This window comes from Streptomyces sp. SID13666 (assembly GCF_010548325.1).
GTDB lineage: Bacteria > Actinomycetota > Actinomycetes > Streptomycetales > Streptomycetaceae > Actinacidiphila > Actinacidiphila fildesensis.
The window spans coordinates 224644-242290 of the sequence record NZ_JAAGLX010000002.1 but is presented as its reverse complement, the minus strand read 5'-3'; the positions used below and the strand labels follow the sequence as shown (position 1 = coordinate 242290).

Here is a 17647-nt window from a genome sequence, read left to right as displayed (position 1 = left end):
GCCACCTCCGCTCCACGGCGCTGCGACGACGGTCAGGCGCGGCGAAGCCGCCGCAGGGCCTCCTCGGCGCTGAGGGAGTCGTCGTCCTTGCTGTCGTTCCAGCGGGCGAGAGTGTGGGCGGCTGCCCGCAGCAGGTCGTCCGGCAGGCCGGCGGCGGCCGCCAGGTCGGCGGCCTCCTCCAGTTCGGGTCCCCAACGCCAGGCCCGGGCGGCCGTACCCGCGATGCGACCCGGTTCGGCGAGTGGGGAGCCGGTGAGGCGCGACGTGAGGGCGATGAGCTCCTGCCCGACGCCGTGCTCCTGTGCCATCCCGAGCGACAACGCGGCCATCACCTGGGACGTCTTCCGAAGGCCCGCATAGGCGAGTTTGAGCGCGGAGGCCTGGCCGACCTCGGCTCCGAGCACCTTCGTCGTCACGTCCGTTCCGGCGAAGAGCTTCTCCACGACGGCCGCCGCGGGCGCGAGCCCTGAGAGGTAGAGCGTCGGCGCCTCACCGCCGGACGGGGGAGTCCCGGTCACCGCGCCGTCGAGGACCAGCGCCTCCGGCAGCAGGCCCACGATCCGCTCCATGCGCTCCGGCGAGATGGCGTTGGCCTCCACGTACAGGCCCTCGAACCCGTGCGTGCCGGCCTCCCGCGCCACGTCCTCGGCCGAGGCCGGCGGGCACAGGCTGATGACGATGTCCGCCCGTTCCAGCAACTCGGCCGCCGTCGGGACGGGTTCCAGCCCGAACCGGGTGGCGCGGGCCACGGTCCGCTCACTGCGCCCGGCTCGGCACCACAGCACGGTCGCCGCGTGGGTCGCGGCCTGGGCGGCGACGGCCGCACCCATGCTGCCCGGGTGGAGGATCCCGACGATCGGCTTGGCCACGGGTGAGGCTCCTTCATAGGTTTTCGGCAGGGCGTCGATCGCGTCGACGACCGTGTCGACGGTACGGGCCCGGGCGGGCTGTTCGTCAAACCGGGATCTTCCTCAGGGGGCTTGTCGGAGTTGGAGCAGTTTCTGTCCGGACCATTGACAGGGCACTGCTGCGCTCGCATTCTGAGAGCGCTCTCAGCCCGGGTGGTCCGGACCACCCGGCCAGGAGCCGGCCCCCGGGCGGCCGTACCGGCCCCGACCCCCCACCTCCCCCCACGTGGTGTGCAAGAGCAAGGAGCAAGCGTGTTCGCCAAAAAATGGAAGCTGTTGGTGTCGCTGATATCGGCGGCGGTCATCGGCACAGGTCTCGCCACCATCGGGCCCATCGCGCCCGCCGGAGCCGCGATACCCGCGACGATTCCGCTCACCTTTACGAACAACTCCGGCCGCGGCGAGCAGATCTACATCTACAACCTCGGGACGCAGCTCTCGACGGGCCGGCAGGGCTGGGCCGACGCGAACGGTACGTTCCACGCCTGGCCCGGCGGTGCCAATCCCCCCGCCCCGGCGCCGGACGCCGCGATCACGGGACCTGCCAACGGCAAGTCCATGACGCTCCGGATGCCGAAGTTCTCCGGACGGGTCTACTTCTCCTACGGCCAGAAGCTCGTCTTCAAACTGGCCCTCGGCGGGCTGGTGCAGCCCGCCGTGCAGAATCCCAGCGACCCGAACCACAACATTCTCTTCAACTGGTCCGAATACACGCTCAACGACTCCGGGCTGTGGATCAACAGCACCCAGGTCGACATGTTCTCGGCGCCCTACGCCGTAGGCGTCAAGCTTCCCAACGGTTCGACCAAGTCCACCGGCCACCTCAAGCCGGGCGGATACAACGGCTTCTACAGCGCGTTGCGCGGTCAGCCGGGCGGCTGGGCCCATCTGATCCAGACCCGCGCCGACGGCACCGTGCTGCGCGCGCTCGCGCCCGGCCACGGCATCGAGTCCGGCGCGCTGCCGGCCACCGTGATGAACGACTACATCAACCGGGTGTGGAGCAAGTACGCGAGCTCCACGCTGACCGTGACGCCGTTCGCCGACCAGCCGAACACCAAGTACTTCGGCAAGGTCTCCGGCAACGTCATGAACTTCACCAACAGCTCAGGCGCGGTGGTCACCACCTTCCAGAAGCCCGACGCCGACAGCATCTTCGGCTGTTACAAGCTGCTGGACGCGCCGAACGACCTGGTGCGCGGCCCGATCTCCCGCACCCTGTGCGCGGCGTACAACCGCTCGACGCTGCTCGTCAACGCGAACCAGCCCGACACGAGCTCAGCGAGCTTCTACCAGGACGCGGTGACCAACCACTTCGCCCGGAAGATCCACGCGCAGATGGTCGACGGCAAGGCGTACGCCTTCGCCTTCGACGACGTCGGCAACCACGAGTCGCTGGTGAACGACTCGAACCCGCAGCAGGCGTACATCACTCTGGACCCGTTCAACTAGGCGCGGTCCTGAGTCCTGTCGTCGCAGTAACGCCGCCCGCCCGGAAGCCCCCGGGCGGGCGGCGCCGCGTGGCCGCCGCGGCTGTCGCGGCTGTCGTCGGGTCGTCCGCCGGCGTCAGGCGGCCGGTGAGTGCGTTCGCTGCCGGTGGACGTACACATAGACGAGGTCGAAGGAGAGCTCGACCCAGGAGACCCCTTTCGCCGGAAGGCCGGTGTCGGCGCCTACGATCCCGCTGTCACTGGACATGGGCCCGATAGTAGTGATCAGCGATCACCCCACCGGGCCGCCCGGGCGGCACCGCGAGCTGATAGACCTGGGGCCATGCTTCACGAACCGGAATCCGACCCCGCGACCTTGCCCGGCTTCGCCACCTCCGACGAGCCGGTCGGCGGGCGTCCGCGGGTGCTGTGTCGGCTCTGTGGGCGGCCGTTGAACGATCCGGAATCGCGGTTGTGGGGGCTGGGGGAGGGGTGCCGGAACAAGCTTGATACCCGTAGTGCGCCCCGGCCGGGGGTCAATGATGTCGAGCAGGAGCAGCTGCCCGGGACCTGACGCCGGGCCGGGGGCGGGGAGGCGGCCGGGTCAGGCGGGGGGCGGGTCTGTCAGGTCGGAGATGCGGGAGCCGTCGAGAGGGGCCTGGTACCAGACCTCGGTGGGGGAGCCGGAGCCCCAGTACTCGGTCACGACCACCGTCGCGTGGCCGGCGCCGCTGCCCTCGTACCGCACGGACCTGTCCGCCGGAACGTTCTGTGCTCGGAAGACCGGGTCGGCCACGTTCGTCTCGGCCCAGGCATCGAGCTTGTGGTTCAGCGCGGGGTGAGGAACTCGTTGCGGACCTCGCGCGGGTTCATGGCCGGGTTGGTGCCTTCGACGGCGGCCCGGTACTGGTCGTAGAAGGCTGTGACCCGCTTGACGGCGTTCGACTCCTGACGAACGGCCGCCACGGAGGCGGGTGCCGCCCCGTCGGCGGCCTGCGCCGGAAGGACCAGCAGGCCACAACTCGCCACCAGAGCCGCGGTACAGGCGCCGATCACGGCACCGCGCAGCTTCGAGCGGTAAGTCATACGTGTCTCCTCGACGACAGGGCCTGGCGGCCGCGAACCGATCCGTTACGGACAGTGACCAGTTAACCACTCGCGGACGACACGCCCAGAGCGCCTGGGGGAAGGTGTCGTCCGCGAGCTGTGCCGTCGGAGGGTGCTGTGTCAGTGCCGACCCGTGTCGGCGCGGCGGCGCAGGACGAACAGACCGCCGGCGCCGACGAGGAGGAACGCGCTGGCGAGCGCCGCGATCGTCGTGCTGTCGCCGCCACCACCGGTCGTCGCGAGGACCGTTGCGCTGGAGGAGTCCGAAGGGGACGGCGTGGCGGGACGCGTGGTGGACGGCGTCGCGGAGACGGGTGTGGCCTTCGTCGGGGTCGACGACGGCTTCGCCGGCGTGGTCGTCGGCTTCGTGGGGACCGTGCAGGCGGTGTCGGGGGACGTGGGGAGAACGTCCAGGTTCTGCGCGACGAGGTTTCCGGCCGTCACCTGGACGTACCACTGATATCCGGGCGCCCACTCCACGAGGATCTTCCTGGTGACCCCGGCCGCGGTCGGGTGCGCGATGTGCACGGTGCCGAACACCGGTCCCGCCATGCCGGACGCCATGCGGAGCACCACGGAGATGTCGGCCGGAGTACCCGAAGGGTCCTTGTCCGTGACCGTGATCGCAGCCATCGGCGTACCGGTGCTCGTGTCGCACGCCGCTACGGCGTTCGCACTGAAGTCACCGATGCTGCAGGCGACGGCGGGACCGGTGGCGAGCAGAAGCGCGCCAGCCCCGGCTGCGGTGGCGGCGACCAGCCCGCGCTTGGATATCACAGATTCCTCCACACAGTTCATGACGGCGGGCGCGCCAAAGGCAACGGTGTCCGCACGGTGCCCCGCGCCATCGCGTGAACGTCGAGACCGTCAGAAACCGGTCTCGGGCACGCGGGCTTTGGGGGCGTCACTCATCGTCAACGCCTGCGCGGCTCCTGTCAACTTGGTGATCGCAAAGGCGAATGCAAAGGAACCGCAAAGGCAAAACCCAAGGCAAACAATGATGCAAGCGCCGAGTCGGAAGGCCGTTTTGGGCGGGTCAGCCGATGGGGATTCCCGCGAAGACACGCCCGCGGTCGGTCCACCCGCCGTGACCGTCGCCGCCGTTCCAGCTGTACACACCTGCGGCGTTGGTGCCCGCCTCGGTGAGGACGTAGTCCGCGTTTCCGTCACCGGTGAAGTCGGCGAAGGAGACCAGTGCGGCGTTGCTGGTCACGCCCGACGCGATCCCGCCGAGCGACAACCAGCTGCCGTGGCCGTCACCGCCCCGGTTGAGGTACGTCTGGACGGCACCGCTCGCGGCGATCGCGCTGTAGTCGGCGCGGCCGTCCGCGTCGAAGTCCGCGAACCGGACTTTGGTGGCGTCGGTGGTGACGCCGGTGGCGATCTGGCCGAGTGAGGACCAGCCGCCGTGGCCGTCGCCTCCGCGGTTGAGGTAGACGGTGACCGAGCCGTTCGTATTGATGAGGACGTAGTCCGTTCTGCCGTCTCCGTCGAAGTCCGCGAACCGGACCCTGGAGGCGTCGGTGGTGACGCCGGTGGCGATCTGGCCGAGTGAGGACCAGCCGCCGTGGCCGTCGCCTCCGCGGTTGAGGTAGACGGTGACCGAGCCGTTGGCGTTGATGAGGACGTAGTCGGCGCGGCCGTCTCCGTCGAAGTCCGCGAACCGGACCCTGGCGGGATCGGTGGTGAGACCGGCGGCGACCCGGCCCAGGTCGGACCAGCCGCCGTGCCCGTCGCCACCGCGGTTGAGGTGCACGGAGACCGCGCCGCTGCTCGCGACGGCCAGGTAGTCCGCCCTGCGGTCACCGTCGAAGTCGGCCCAGCGGACCTTGCCCGTACCGCCCGCCTCGGTCCCCGCGGCCAACGGCGCTCCGCCCACCGCCCAGCCATCGGTGAACGCCCGGTCCAGCGCCCCGTAGAACGGCTGGGCCATGCGCCGGTAGCCGGCGTCGTTGGGGTGCAGACGGTCGACCCGCTCCGCGGCGGTCAGCGCGGGCGGCTCGACGTAGCGGAACTCCTTGCCGGCCTGCTGCTCCGCGCCCGCCAGGGCCCGCAGCCGCGCGTTGTACACGCCGGTCTGCGTCTCCAGGCCGGGAGTGGTCGGGATCAGACCCATGGTGAGGACGGTGATGCCGGGCCGGTCGGCGAAGATGCGGTCGACCAGTGCGGTGAGCCGGTCCGGGGCATGGGCGATGTCGATGCCGCGGTCCAGGTCGTTGATGCCGATGTGGAGCAGCACGACATCCGGCCGCGTCCCCGCCAGCCAGCCGTCGACACCGCTGCGGATCTGGTCGATGGTGTAGCCGCTGTGCCCTTCGTTGGAGAAGTCCGGCAGGGTTCCTGAGGCCTGGGAGCCCACGAACCGCACGGAGTAGCGGGACTGGCCGGCCACCAGGTTCCACAGCGGCAGCCGGTACGACGAGCTCGTGGCGCTGCCGACGCCCCAGGTGATCGAGTCGCCCAGCGGCATCACCCGGAGGACGGGCGGCGGGGCGGGCTCCGCGGCGTGCGCTGCGGAAGGCAGCAGCGCCAGCGCCACGGCTCCGACGAGGGTGACGGTGAGGGCGCCGCCGATCCGCCGCGTCCTGGTGCGCGGGCTCATGACGCCGCGTTCATCAGGTCGAGCGCGCTCTGCTGCCGGGCCGCGTCCGCCGCGTCCGGTGGGCCCGACCAGCGCAGGCCGTACTGGGCCAGCGGGTTGCGGTCGGCCGCGTACGCGCGATCCGCCTGCCGGTGCAGGTAGGCGGTGAACGGATGGTCGGGCAGGGCCGCGTCGAGCCGGGCCAGGCCGCGCACGTGAGCGCCCTTGAAGGACGGGCCGTCGGCGCCGCACCCGCCCGTCTCGCAGGGGTCCCGGAGAATGCCGTCGGCGGTGTTGAGGACCGTGGACGTCGTCGCCGCGACCGCGATCCGGCGGGCCGCGGGCAGGACCGCCGCGTCGTTCGTCGCGCGGTGCAGTTCGGTGAGGCCGGCCAGGAGCGTCCCCTGGTTGTAGGACCAGACGGTGCTGCCGTTGTTCCTGCACGTGGACATGCTGATCCCGTCGTTGACGAGGTGCGAGGAGTTGACCAGGCCGGTCCGCTGGAACCAGGACCAGCCGGCCTGGGCCCGCTGCAGATAGCCGGTGTCGCCCGGAATCCGGTTGTGCAGCGCGGAGTTGAGCTGGATGTACAGGGAGTTGGGAATGGCGTTCTTGGTGGTCCGCGAGGTGTTCCACCAGACCCCGCCGCCGCAGGTGGTGTCCCAGTACGCGGCCATGTGGTCGGCGTCCGCGCGGGCGGTGCTCAGGTACCGGCTGTCGCCGGTGAGGTCGTAGGCCGCCACCCACGCCAGCCCCCACCAGCCGGAGTCGTCGAGATAACCGTTGCGGAACTGGCCGCCCTGGGCGTTGATGTTCAGGTCGTAGGTGCGCGCGACGGCGTACGTGTAGCTCGCCATGCCCGTCACACGGAAGTTGTCGATGACCGCGGTCAGGGCGTTCGCCGAGTTCCACCAGCCCGTCGTGTCGAACAGTCCGGTGCCGTAGTCGTAGAACTGCATCTGCGCGGTGGCCGCCGCGGTCCGCCGTTCGCCCGCGTTCCAGGTGGAGCGCGCCCAGGCGGTGCAGGCGATGTCCGCCCGGTCGCCGGCCTTGCCGCAGGCGCGCAGGGCGCCGACGCCGTGGGCGTTCCAGTCGTCCACGTTGTACATCGGCGTCCGCCGGCCGCGCAGGCCCGCGGGCACGGTGCCGTCCCCGAGCTGGCTGCCCGAGCTCCAGGTACGGCCGCCGTCGAAGGACCGGTCGAGCCAGACCTCATCGCCGGCGTTGCCGTTGTCGATCGACGCCCAGCCCATCGCGTCCTGGTCGTCGAAGTGCAGGTCGATGACACGGGAGAAGACACCCGCGGTCACGGGCGCGCGGTCCTGCGGGGAGAGGGCGGGATCGCGGCCGTCGCAGTACCTGTTGCAGACGGGCGCCATGACGGCCTGGACCGGAGGGAGGGAGGATGCCTCCGGCGAAGCCGACACAGCAGGCACTGACAACGTTGTCGACAGTGCTCCGGCGAGCACGATGATGAAGAACCGGACTGCCTTCACGGGACCTCCGGAGACTTGACGGCCGGGGAGCGACGGGCACGAAGTCGGAGAGCGCTCACAGAAGTTAATGCGGCCGAAAGGGTCCGTCAATGTGCCCGGACATGATGATCTTTCGACGGGCGGGGACCGGCCACGGCGGCGTGGTGTGATCTCGGCTGATTCGTACGCGTGTACCTTTCGGGTAGCGCTGCCCGTTCGCCTCAGCGGACGGGACCGATTGTCAGAAGGTGCCCATGTCTTCGTTGTTCTCCGAAACGCTCCGCCCGGAAACCAGCCCGAACCAGCAGTCCCCGGGACCGTCGACGGATCCGTTCCTCTCGCCGGCCCTTCTCCCGTTCACCGCGGCGGAGTCGGACGGTGAGTTCGACCAGGAACCGGAGAACGCCCCGCGATAGCCCCGGCCAGGGCATCCCCGACCGGGGATGTGCTTGTATCCAGGAACGTGATGGGGTCTGTCCCGCAGTGCTGCGGGGCCCGTTGGACCTCTGCTGAGAGCAGGAGCGGTGATGGCGAAGAGCTATCGGGTCGGTGCCGGTACACGGGTGGTGAACCGGGTGTTCGCGGTGATGACCCGCTTCGGTACCGGCAAGGGGTACCGGCACATACTGACCGTTCGGGGCCGGAAGTCGGGGCAGCCGCGTTCGACGCCCGTCGATGTGATGGAGTCCGACGGCCGGCGCTGGCTGGTCGCCGCGTACGGAGTCACCAACTGGGTGCACAACACCCGGGCCGCGGGGCAGGTCACCATCAGCCGGGGCGGCCGCTCCGAGGATCTGCGCAGCGTCGAGCTCGGGCCGGCGGAGAGCGTCCCGGTGCTGCGCCAGTACCTGCGCGAAGTCCCGGTCACCCGTGCGTACTTCGATGTGACTCAGGATTCGACGGACGAGGAGTTCGCCGCCGAGTCCGTGCTTCATCCGGTGTTCCAGCTGCTGCCGTCCGCCTGAGGAATGCCACCGCCGGCCGCCCCGTTGAGCAGGGCGGCCGGCGGTGGGTTCATCGAGGTGCGTGGATGCTGTCAGCGGCCTGCGGGCCGGAGTGCCGCCAGCTGCTGTGCGAACGGCACCACTTGTTCGGCCGCGGCCGGGGCGGCGGCGGGCCTGCCGGCCAGCTGGTCGGCCAGCTCTCCCGCCGCGCGGGCGATGCGGGCGGCGAGACCGTCCGTCGTCGCGTCTCCGCCTGAGCCCCAGTCCTCCGATGCGGCGTAGACCGCGGTCGGCATGACGAGCGCCCGCAGATAGGCGAAGAGCGGTCGCATCGCGTGCTCCAGTGCGAGCGAGTGCCGGGCGGTACCGCCGGTGGCCGCGATGAGTACGGGTTTTCCGGCCAGCACCCCGTTGTCGAGCACGTCGAAGAACGACTTGAAAAGGCCGCTGTAGGAGGCGCTGAAGATCGGGGTCACGGCGATCAGGCCATCGGCCTGTTCCGTCGCCTCGATGGCGTCCCGCAGTGCCGCACCGGGGAAACCGGTCACCAGGTGGTTGGCGATGTCGGCGGCGAGTTCGCGCAGTTCGATGACGCGGACCGTGACCGTACGGTCCTCGTCCCGGTCGCTCAGCGCGCGCCGGGTCGCCTCACCGAGCCGGTCGGCCAGCAGCCGGGTCGAGGACGGCTGGCTCAGGCCGGCCGAGACGACGACGAGATGCACGGTGTTCATGGGCTCCTTCTCTCCGGAGGGTCGACAGGGGTCGGCGGATACGACGGCTCAGGCGGCGTCGGCCGGGCCGGCCGGGTCGGCCGCCCGGTGGCGGGCGACCAGAGCGGCATGGGTCGGGCCGTCGGGCACCCCGGCCGGCCGGACCGAGGCGAACTCCTTGCGCAGGACCGGCACGACCTCCTCGCCGAGCAGGTCGAGCTGTTCCAGGACGGTCTTCAGCGGCAGGCCCGCGTGGTCCATCAGGAACAGCTGGCGCTGGTAGTCGCCGAAGGTGTCACGGAAGGTCAGGGTCTTGTCGATGACCTCCTGCGGACTGCCCACGGTCAGCGGTGTCTGGTCGGTGAACTCCTCCAGCGACGGGCCGTGGCCGTAGACGGGCGCGTTGTCGAAGTACGGGCGGAACTCCCGCACCGCGTCCTGCGAGTTCCTGCGCATGAACACCTGCCCGCCGAGACCGACGACGGCCTGCTCGGGGGTGCCGTGGCCGTAGTGGGCGAACCGCTCCCGGTAGAGCTCGATGAGCCGCACGTAGTGCTCCTTCGGCCAGAAGATGTTGTTCGCGAAGAACCCGTCGCCGTAGTAGGCGGCCTGTTCGGCGATCTCCGGACTGCGGATCGAGCCGTGCCAGACGAACGGCGGAACGCCGTCGAGCGGCCGGGGCGTGGAGGTGAAGGACTGCAGCGGCGTACGGAACGTGCCCTGCCAGTCGACCACCTCGTTGCGCCACAGCTCGTGCAGCAGCGCGTAGTTCTCGACCGCGAGCGGGATGCCCTGGCGGATGTCCTTGCCGAACCACGGGTAGACCGGTCCGGTGTTGCCGCGGCCGAGCATCAGGTCGACGCGGCCGTCGGCGAGGTGCTGCAGCATCGCGAAGTCCTCGGCGATCTTCACGGGGTCGTTGGTGGTGATCAGCGTCGTCGAGGTGGAGAGGATGATCCGCTCGGTGCGCGCCGCGATGTAGCCGAGCATGGTCGTCGGCGACGACGGCACGAAGGGCGGGTTGTGGTGCTCGCCGGTCGCGAAGACGTCGAGACCGACCTCCTCGGCCTTGAGCGCGATGGCGACCATCGCCTTGATCCGCTCGTTCTCCGTGGGTGTCGCCCCCGTGGTGGGATCGGCGGTGACATCGCCGACGCTGAAGATCCCGAACTGCACTGTGCTCACCACATCCATGTAGTTGCTGATTCAACTATCACCGGGAACGGCGGGGCCCGCGTCTCTATTCCCGGCCTTTTCCGCAGGTCGAGCCAGGGAACCCGCTTCCCGCACGGGCGGCTACCGAGTGTGATGGTCGACTCGTTCCCGGCGGAGCCGTCACGGGCCGGGTGATCGCTTCCGAGGCCTTGCGCCCGTTGGCCCGAAGGGGTGTGGGCCGCGGCCGGACGCCCGCTGAGCGGCCGTACGCGGCCGGGTGACGCATCACGCGAAGATGGCGCAAACTGCCTTCCCCAAGGGTGATTTGGCCAATTGGCGCCTTTGCCTCCGGCTGCGTCCGGTGACTAGGGTGTGCGGTCTGTGGTGGATCCACCTATCCGGCGCTCCCTTCCCTCGCCCGGTTCCCCGCGCGCCGGGCGCCCCGATCACCCCGAACACTCCGAGGCAGCAGCACCATGAGTTCAGCGGCACTCTCCGCCCCGCGGTACGCGACACGCGAGACGGACGAGCGGTTCACCGCTTTGATCGGACCCCACCGCCAACCGCTTCTGCGCTACGTGCGCTCGCTCCTGCCCAGCGACCCGCAGCGGGCCGAGGACGCCGTGCAGGAGACCCTTCTGAGGGCCTGGCTGGCGTCCCCCACCGGCTCGGGGTCGCGGCGCGCCGACGGCTTCCAGCCCGGTCTGCCGTGGCTCTGCACCGTGGCCCGCAACGTGGTCATCGACTGGAGTCGCAGGGACGGTGTCCGCCCCGCCCTGCCCACCGCGTATCTGCCCGAGACCGCCGCCGTCGCGGACGACCAGGCCCGGGTGGTCGACCGCACCCACCTCGTCGAGCTGCTCGCCCCACTCTCCCGCCCCCACCGTGAGGTTCTGGTGTACACGTACCTGCTCGGATGTTCCGGCCCTGACACGGCACTCGCCCTGGGAATCCCGACCGGAACCGTCAAGTCCCGTCTGCACCACGCGATGCGCGACCTGCGACGTTCGGCCGCCTACTCGCGGGAGTGCGCGTGACCGGCCGGACGGCACCCGTCGCCGGCCCGCGGCCACTCGCCCTGGCGATGCCGGACCGGAACTCCTGGCTGATCATCATCGGCCTGCTGGTCGCGCTGGTCCTGCTGATCTGGGTGGCCGCCCGGATCATCAAGTCCCAGGGCGGGTTCCGGCGAACGTGCCGGCGCGTCGTCTGGGAGACCCGGATGACCCGCCTCGCGTTCTCCCAGCCGTTCCGCGCCTACCGGCTGCACCGTCGCTGCGCGCGGATGCTGACGTCCTTCCTCGCCGACCCGGAGGCCCGGGTGCTCGCCGGCGCGGCGCTCGACCGCGCCGACGCGGCCCAGGGCGTCGGCTGCTACGCCCCGACCGTGTGGATCGCTCCGTCGCGTGACCGGACGCGGGTGGTCATCGCCGGCCGGGATCCGCTCGGCCCCTCCGGGGAGTGGACGGATGCCACCGACGGGCCTGGGGAGTGGACCTGGTCCGCCCCGGCGCAGGCGGAGCCGCCGGAGCCCTCGTCCGTCGCGGAGGACCGGGACCGGCTGCTGCTCGTCGTCGGTGTCGACCGCAGAGTGCCGGGGGTCGTCCTCGTCGACTGGCTGAGCGGCCCGCCCTCGCTGGTGGTCGAAGGCGACGGGCGGGTGGCGCGAAGCGTCGTGCACGCGCTGACCGCGCAGCTCGACAGCCTGCCGGACGGGCCGGAGGTCCTCGTCTCACGGGGCCTGCATCCGCGTTTTCCCGGTCCTGAACTCGACGAACTCATCGATGAGTTGTCCGTGCGCGAGCGCACGGAGGCTTCACCGGAAGCCGATCCGGACAGGGAATCGGACGGAGATACGGACGGGGACACGGACCCGGACGGTGGCTCGTACGCCGGGCTGCCGCCGATCCTGGCGTGCTGGATGCCGACGCCGGAGCAGGCGGAACGGCTGGCCGTGCTGAGCGCCGAGGGCAGGGCCCGGGTACTCGTCGGCGGCAGCCTCCCCGGCTCCAGCTGGACCCTGCACGCGGAGTCCGACGGGCGGTTGCTGGGCCCCGGCATGCAGATCGACGTCGAGGCGGCCTCGCTCGGCCGGGCCGTGGGCCGCGCCATCCGGCGCCTCCGGTCGCGCGCTCGTGCCACGGCTCCGGTGACGACCCGTTCCGTGAGCGCAGCGCCTGGAGCTGCGGAAACGCCGCCGGTGGCGACGACCGCCGAAGCGACGGCCGGCGAACCCGGTTCCGGCGACCCGGACTTCACCGAACCCGCCGCCGTATCGCCCGCTGCCACCGCCGGCTCTTCGACGCGGCCCGCGGACCCTTCCCGGAACGAACGCGATCCGCTCCCCGCGACGGCCGTCGTCCCCGCCCCCGCGCCCGCACCGGACTCCTCCCCGGACCCGGACCTGGAAGGGGAACTGGACCCGGAACCCGCTCCAACCCCCGCCCCGGCCGCCGCCTCTGCCGCCGTCCCAGCCCTCGCCCTGGACCCGGACCTCGACCTCGCGGAGCCCGAGCCCGCCGCCGCGCCCGCGCGGTCAGCGGGCATCTCCGCCGCGTCACGTCCCCTGCCCGCCGCCCCCGGCGAAATCCCGGATCGGACTTCTTCCACCCCGTGAGACTCTTCCTCAGCATCACTCCGGCCGAAACGCCGGACCAGGGCCGCGATCTCATGATCGACGCCACCGGCGCCACCACCGTCGGCGCGCTCGTCGCCAGACTGGCCTCTGCCGGCCGGGAGACGACGGGTGCTCATGGCGGCGATGAACTGCCCCCGCTGTATCTGGGGGACCGCCGGCTTCCCGCCGAGCTGCCGCTGTCCGCCGCCGGGGTGCGGGACGGAGCCAGGCTCGGCCTCGGCGGCCCGGCCGCGCCGGAGAGCGGGGGTTACGGCCCGCTGCGCGACCTGCTGCCGCCGCCGTCCCGGTCCGCGGACGGCGAACGGCTGCCGCGCGGCCCCCGGGTGGAACTCCAGCTGGTCGGCGGCCGGGACGCCGGGCGGGTCTGGCTGCTGGAGCCCGGCACGCACGGTGCCGGCCCGCTGCCGGGCAGCGCGGTCCTCCTGGAGGGCCGGGACGTTCCATCGCAGGGAGTGCGGATCACCGTCCGTCCCAACGGGACCGTCCTGCTCAACACCCATCAGGCCGAGGGCGTCGCGCTGTCCGCGCCCGAGCCGCCGCCGGCCCGGCCGCGCGCCGACGCGATCCCGCTGCCGCCCGCCCCCGCCCCGGAACTGCCCGATCCGTACGCCGACGCCCATGAGCCGCTGCCGCGAGGCTGGCAGGAGTGGCCGCTCGGCGGTGAACTGGTGCTGGGCGAATTCCTGCTGCGGGTGGCGGAACCCACCGAGGCGGACGCGGCCGTCACCGTCTCCGCCGACGGCGCGTTCCTCGACTTCAACCGGCCGCCGCGGATCATTCCGCCGCTGCTGCCGGAACGCTTCGTCCTGCCGTCGCCGCCGAGCCCGCCCACCAAGCGCCCGGTGCCGCTGCTGGTGGTGTTCGCGCCGCTCCTCCTCGGCGTCGGCATGGTCACCATCCTCCATTCGTACTTCTACCTGATGTTCGCGGTCTTCAGCCCGGTCCTGGCCATCGGCAACTGGATGAGCGGCCGCAAGAGCGGACGCCGGGAGTACACCGACGGCGTCGCCAGCTACCGCGCCCGGCGCGCCTCCCTGGAGCAGGACATCCAGCAGAAGGTCGACCGGGAACGGCGGTTGCGGGTGGCGGGCGGGCCCGACCCGGCCGACGCCGGACTGTGGGCGGTCGGCCCCGGCGCCCGCCTGTGGGAGCGCCGCCGCGGTCACCCGGACCATCTCGTACTGCGGGTCGGAACGGTCAACCAGTCCTCGCTGCTCACTGTCGAGGACACCTCCCGCGAGGACAACCACCGCTCCGTCAACTGGCGGATCCCCGACATGCCGGTCGGCGTCGACCTGGCCGGTGACGGTGTGCTCGGCATCGCCGGCGAGCGCGACGCGGCCCGCGCGCTCGCCCGCTGGGCCGTGGCCCAGGCGGCGATCCTGCACAGCCCCCGCGATGTGCGGATCACCGTCCTCACCGATACAGCGGGAGCCCCGGCCTGGGAGTGGGTGCGCTGGCTGCCGCACGCCCGGCCCGGCCGTGGCGGCGTCTCCGCGGAGAACTCCGGCGGTCCGGCCGTCACCCTCGGCAACGACCCGGAGACCGTCGCCAACCGCGTCTCGGAACTGGTCTCGGCCGTCCGCGCCCGGATGCGCGCCCGCAACTCCGCGATGAGCGGGGCGCTGCTCAGCGAACCGGACCTCGTGGTGGTGCTCGACGGGGCGCGGCGGCTGCGTGACGTGCCCGGTGTCGTGCAGGTGCTGAAGGAGGGCCCGGCCGTCCGGGTCTTCCTGATCTGCATCGACCAGGAGGAGCGCATGCTCCCCGAGGAGTGCGTCTCGGTCTGCGTCGTCAACGCCCGGGACGTGACGCTGCGCCGCACCGGCAGCGCCGACCTCACCGAGATCCGCCCGGACCTGGTCGACACCGACTGGTGCGAGCGGATCGGCCGGGCCCTCGCGCCCGTCCGTGACGTCACTCCTGACGGCTCCGACGGTCTGCCGGACCGGGTCGGGCTGCTCGGCCTACTGGAGCTGGAGCCGCCGCGCGGCGAGGAACTGGCCCGCAGGTGGTCCAACCGGCCAGCCTCCACCGCGGCGCTGCTGGGCGTCGGCTACACCGGTCCCGTCACCTTCGACCTGGTCAAGGACGGCCCGCACGGGTTGGTCGCCGGTACCACCGGCGCCGGTAAGTCCGAGCTGCTGCAGACGCTGGTCGCCTCGCTCGCCGCCGTGAACCGGCCCGACGAGATGACGTTCGTGCTCGTCGACTACAAGGGCGGCAGCGCGTTCCAGGACTGCGTGCGACTGCCGCACGTCCTGGGCATGGTCACCGACCTCGACAGCCACCTGGTGGAGCGCGCCCTGGCGTCCCTCGGCGCGGAACTCACCCGGCGTGAGCGGATCCTGGCCAACGTGGGCGCCAAGGACCATATCGAGTACCGCGCCATGCGGCGGCGCGATCCGTCGCTGGCCGCGCTGCCCCGGCTGCTGCTGATCATCGACGAGTTCGCCACCCTGGCCCGGGACGTCCAGGAGTTCATCCCCGGCCTGGTCTCCATCGCCCAGCGCGGCCGCTCCCTCGGCCTGCACCTGATCCTGGCCACGCAGCGGCCCGCCGGCGTCGTCACCGCCGACATCCGCGCCAACACCAACCTGCGGATCTCGCTGCGTGTCACCGACAGCATGGACAGCATGGACGTTCTGGAGGTCAACGACGCGGTGACCATCTCCGCCGCGACTCCGGGCCGCGCCCTGGCCCGGATCGGACACCGTTCCGTCCTGCCGTTCCAGACGGCCTTCGTCGGAGCGCCCCGCGCGGGGAAGAGCGCCGAGGGCGAGCTGCCGCGTCCGGACGCGGCAGCCGGTACCGGGGCCGAAGCCCGGCCGACGGCTGAGCCTCCCGTCTGGACCAGCGAGGTCAACTGGTCGCTGCTGGGCCGCACGGCCGCCGAGCCCGGCCCCGAGCACGCCTCGGACGCCGACGCCCCGGACCACTCGGACGACCCCGACGCCCCGACCGATCTGACGGCGCTGGTCGAAGCGATCCGGGAGGCGGCGGAGGAACTGGACGTGCCGCACCAGCCCAGCCCGTGGCTGCCGGCGCTCGAGCACGCCGTCTCGCTGCACGACCTGCCCGACCGGCCGGACCTGCCGAACGGCCGGCTGGCCGCGGTCCCCTGGGCGCTCGCCGACCTGCCGGGCATCCAGCGACAGGAGCCCCTGGAGCTGGACTTCTCCCAGTTCGGGCACCTGTACATCATCGGCACCCCGCGGTCGGGGCGCTCCCAGGCGCTGCGGACGATCGGCGGCGCGCTGGCCCGCCGGCACTCCTCGGCGGACGTGCACCTGTACGGGATCGACGCGGCGGGCGGCGCGCTCGCGGCGCTCAGCGCGCTGCCGCACTGCGGTGCCGTCGTCCCCCGGGCCGACCTGGAACGCCTCAACCGCCTGCTGGCCCGCCTCCTCGGGGAGATGGGCCGCCGTCAGGAGTTGCTGACCCAGCACGGCGTGGCCAACCTCGCCGAGCTGCGCACCCTGCTGCCGGCGGCCGAGCGGCCCGCCCACCTGGTGGTCCTGATCGACGGCTGGGACTCGTTGACCGCCCTGCTCGGCGACCACGACGGCGGCCGGCCCGTCCAGGAGCTCACCGCGTTGATCCGCGAGGGCGCGCCGATGGGCGTGCACGTGATCGCCACCTCGGAACGCGCCCTGCTGTCCGGCAAGGTCGCCTCACTCAACGACGAGCGGCTGCTGCTGCGGCTCACCGACCGCAGCGAGTACATGCTGGCGGGTATCCCGGCGAAGCTGATCCCGGCCGTGGTCCCGCCGGGGCGCGGCTGGCGCGGCGGCAGCGCCGCGGAGGTGCAGGTGGCGCTGCTCGGCGAGGTGTCGGGCGGCGTGCCCACCGGCCGCGAACAGGCGGAGGCGCTGCAGCGCATCGGCGCCGTGGCGACGCGCCGCGACCGGGACGTCCCGGCCGCCCGGCGCCCGGCCCGGGTGATGACGCTGCCGAAGCAGGTGACGTTCACCGATGCCTACGCGAAGGTGCCGGCGGCCCAGCGGCGTCCCCTGTGGGGGCTGTTGGGGATCGGCGGCGACGATCTGGAGCCGGTGGGTGTGGACTTCGCGGCGGACTCGCCGTCGTTCCTCATCAGCGGTCCTCCCGGGGCGGGCCGTTCCACCGCGCTGGCCAGTCTCGCGGTCTCGCTGCTGGCCGGCGGGACCCGGGTGGTGGCGATCACCCCGCGCGAGTCGCCGCTGCGCGGGCTGCGCAGGCACCCGCAGGCCGTCGTGCTGGAGTCGCCCGACCCGATGGCCGACGAGGTCCGCGAGGCGCTGGAGTCCGGGACCGGGCCCGCGGTCGTGCTGGTGGACGACGCGGACCTGCTCGCCCAGATGCCGGCCGCCGACTCGGTGCTCCGTGACATCGCGGCCACCGGACGCGACCGCGGCTACGGGCTGGCGGTCGCCGCCACCGCGGAGACCCTCACCTCGGCGGGCATCGGCTGGCTGGGCCAGGTACGACGGGTCCGCAAGGGCGTCCTGCTGTCCCCGCAGTCCCCGGCCGAGGGCGATCTGCTGGGCATCCGCGTCCCGTACGACCTGCTGCGCGGCCGGCCGACGCCCGGCCGCGGGCTGACCGTCGACCCGGTGTCGGGTCTGCTGGTGTCGGTGCTCGTCCCGGAGACGGTGCTGCGGGCGGACGACGCCTGATCCGTCGTGGGCCTGTCGCGGACAAACACGCGCGCCCGCGG

Annotated in this window: 16 protein-coding genes; 7 read left to right on the top strand and 9 right to left on the bottom strand. The window is 71.9% G+C overall.

Features of this window, described 5'->3' with window-relative positions; all coding sequences use genetic code 11:
• Positions 1 to 32 precede the first annotated feature (32 nt).
• Complete coding sequence (locus G3I60_RS06005; protein ID WP_164606758.1) at positions 33 to 869, bottom strand: DUF1932 domain-containing protein; 837 nt, start codon at positions 867 to 869, stop codon at positions 33 to 35.
• A 327-nt stretch (positions 870 to 1196) separates the two neighbouring features.
• Here G3I60_RS06005 and G3I60_RS06000 point away from each other — a divergent pair, with 327 nt between their 5' ends.
• Complete coding sequence (locus G3I60_RS06000) at positions 1197 to 2360, top strand: glycoside hydrolase family 64 protein (RefSeq protein WP_343241024.1); 1164 nt, start codon at positions 1197 to 1199, stop codon at positions 2358 to 2360.
• Positions 2361 to 2474: 114 nt separating this feature from the next.
• Here the strand turns inward: G3I60_RS06000 and G3I60_RS46280 are convergent, their stop codons facing one another.
• Positions 2475 to 2606 carry a hypothetical protein gene (locus G3I60_RS46280; RefSeq protein WP_275405908.1) on the bottom strand — a complete coding sequence of 44 codons (132 nt, stop codon included), beginning with the start codon at positions 2604 to 2606 and terminating at the stop codon, positions 2475 to 2477.
• A gap of 75 nt (positions 2607 to 2681) precedes the next feature.
• Here G3I60_RS46280 and G3I60_RS46275 point away from each other — a divergent pair, with 75 nt between their 5' ends.
• The gene (locus G3I60_RS46275) at positions 2682 to 2912 is read left to right on the top strand and encodes a DUF6011 domain-containing protein (RefSeq protein ID WP_275405907.1); all 231 of its coding nucleotides are present in this window, start codon (positions 2682 to 2684) and stop codon (positions 2910 to 2912) included.
• Positions 2913 to 2942: 30 nt separating this feature from the next.
• Here G3I60_RS46275 and G3I60_RS05995 read toward each other — a convergent pair whose 3' ends face one another.
• The 5 genes from G3I60_RS05995 to G3I60_RS05975 form a co-directional block, all read right to left on the bottom strand.
• Positions 2943 to 3086: a hypothetical protein gene (locus tag G3I60_RS05995; RefSeq protein ID WP_164606756.1), complete on the bottom strand. Its 144-nt coding sequence runs from the start codon at positions 3084 to 3086 to the stop codon at positions 2943 to 2945.
• An 80-nt stretch (positions 3087 to 3166) separates the two neighbouring features.
• Positions 3167 to 3424, bottom strand: a complete 258-nt coding sequence (locus G3I60_RS05990; RefSeq protein ID WP_164293889.1) for a hypothetical protein — start codon at positions 3422 to 3424, stop codon at positions 3167 to 3169.
• A gap of 141 nt (positions 3425 to 3565) precedes the next feature.
• Positions 3566 to 4222 (bottom strand): hypothetical protein, encoded by a 657-nt coding sequence (locus G3I60_RS05985; RefSeq protein WP_138358509.1) that lies wholly within the window; start codon positions 4220 to 4222, stop codon positions 3566 to 3568.
• Between the two features lie 259 nt (positions 4223 to 4481).
• Positions 4482 to 6047 carry an FG-GAP-like repeat-containing protein gene (locus G3I60_RS05980; protein ID WP_164606754.1) on the bottom strand — a complete coding sequence of 522 codons (1566 nt, stop codon included), beginning with the start codon at positions 6045 to 6047 and terminating at the stop codon, positions 4482 to 4484.
• The gene (locus tag G3I60_RS05975; RefSeq protein WP_164606816.1) at positions 6044 to 7405 is read right to left on the bottom strand and encodes a glycoside hydrolase family 76 protein; all 1362 of its coding nucleotides are present in this window, start codon (positions 7403 to 7405) and stop codon (positions 6044 to 6046) included. The genes G3I60_RS05980 and G3I60_RS05975 overlap by 4 nt, the downstream gene beginning before the upstream one ends.
• 350 nt (positions 7406 to 7755) lie before the next feature.
• Here G3I60_RS05975 and G3I60_RS44485 point away from each other — a divergent pair, with 350 nt between their 5' ends.
• Entirely contained in the window at positions 7756 to 7917 is a 162-nt protein-coding gene (locus tag G3I60_RS44485; RefSeq protein ID WP_164293887.1) for a hypothetical protein, read from the top strand.
• A gap of 111 nt (positions 7918 to 8028) precedes the next feature.
• Positions 8029 to 8466 (top strand): nitroreductase family deazaflavin-dependent oxidoreductase, encoded by a 438-nt coding sequence (locus G3I60_RS05970; RefSeq protein ID WP_164293886.1) that lies wholly within the window; start codon positions 8029 to 8031, stop codon positions 8464 to 8466.
• 71 nt (positions 8467 to 8537) lie between these two features.
• Here G3I60_RS05970 and G3I60_RS05965 read toward each other — a convergent pair whose 3' ends face one another.
• Together G3I60_RS05965 and G3I60_RS05960 are read right to left on the bottom strand one after the other, a co-directional pair.
• Complete coding sequence (locus G3I60_RS05965) at positions 8538 to 9176, bottom strand: FMN reductase (protein ID WP_164293885.1); 639 nt, start codon at positions 9174 to 9176, stop codon at positions 8538 to 8540.
• Positions 9177 to 9224: 48 nt separating this feature from the next.
• Positions 9225 to 10331 carry an LLM class flavin-dependent oxidoreductase gene (locus tag G3I60_RS05960; protein ID WP_164293960.1) on the bottom strand — a complete coding sequence of 369 codons (1107 nt, stop codon included), beginning with the start codon at positions 10329 to 10331 and terminating at the stop codon, positions 9225 to 9227.
• Positions 10332 to 10786: 455 nt separating this feature from the next.
• Between G3I60_RS05960 and G3I60_RS05955 the strand changes: the two genes are divergently transcribed.
• Genes G3I60_RS05955 through G3I60_RS05945 form a run of 3 tightly spaced genes read left to right on the top strand, consistent with a single transcriptional unit; the run spans position 10787 to position 17606 of the window.
• The gene (locus G3I60_RS05955) at positions 10787 to 11347 is read left to right on the top strand and encodes a sigma-70 family RNA polymerase sigma factor (RefSeq protein WP_138358501.1); all 561 of its coding nucleotides are present in this window, start codon (positions 10787 to 10789) and stop codon (positions 11345 to 11347) included.
• Positions 11344 to 12927, top strand: a complete 1584-nt coding sequence (locus G3I60_RS46270; protein ID WP_343241021.1) for a hypothetical protein — start codon at positions 11344 to 11346, stop codon at positions 12925 to 12927. Before G3I60_RS05955 ends, G3I60_RS46270 begins: the two co-directional genes overlap by 4 nt.
• Complete coding sequence (locus tag G3I60_RS05945; protein WP_164293884.1) at positions 12924 to 17606, top strand: FtsK/SpoIIIE domain-containing protein; 4683 nt, start codon at positions 12924 to 12926, stop codon at positions 17604 to 17606. Before G3I60_RS46270 ends, G3I60_RS05945 begins: the two co-directional genes overlap by 4 nt.
• Positions 17607 to 17647 lie beyond the last annotated feature (41 nt).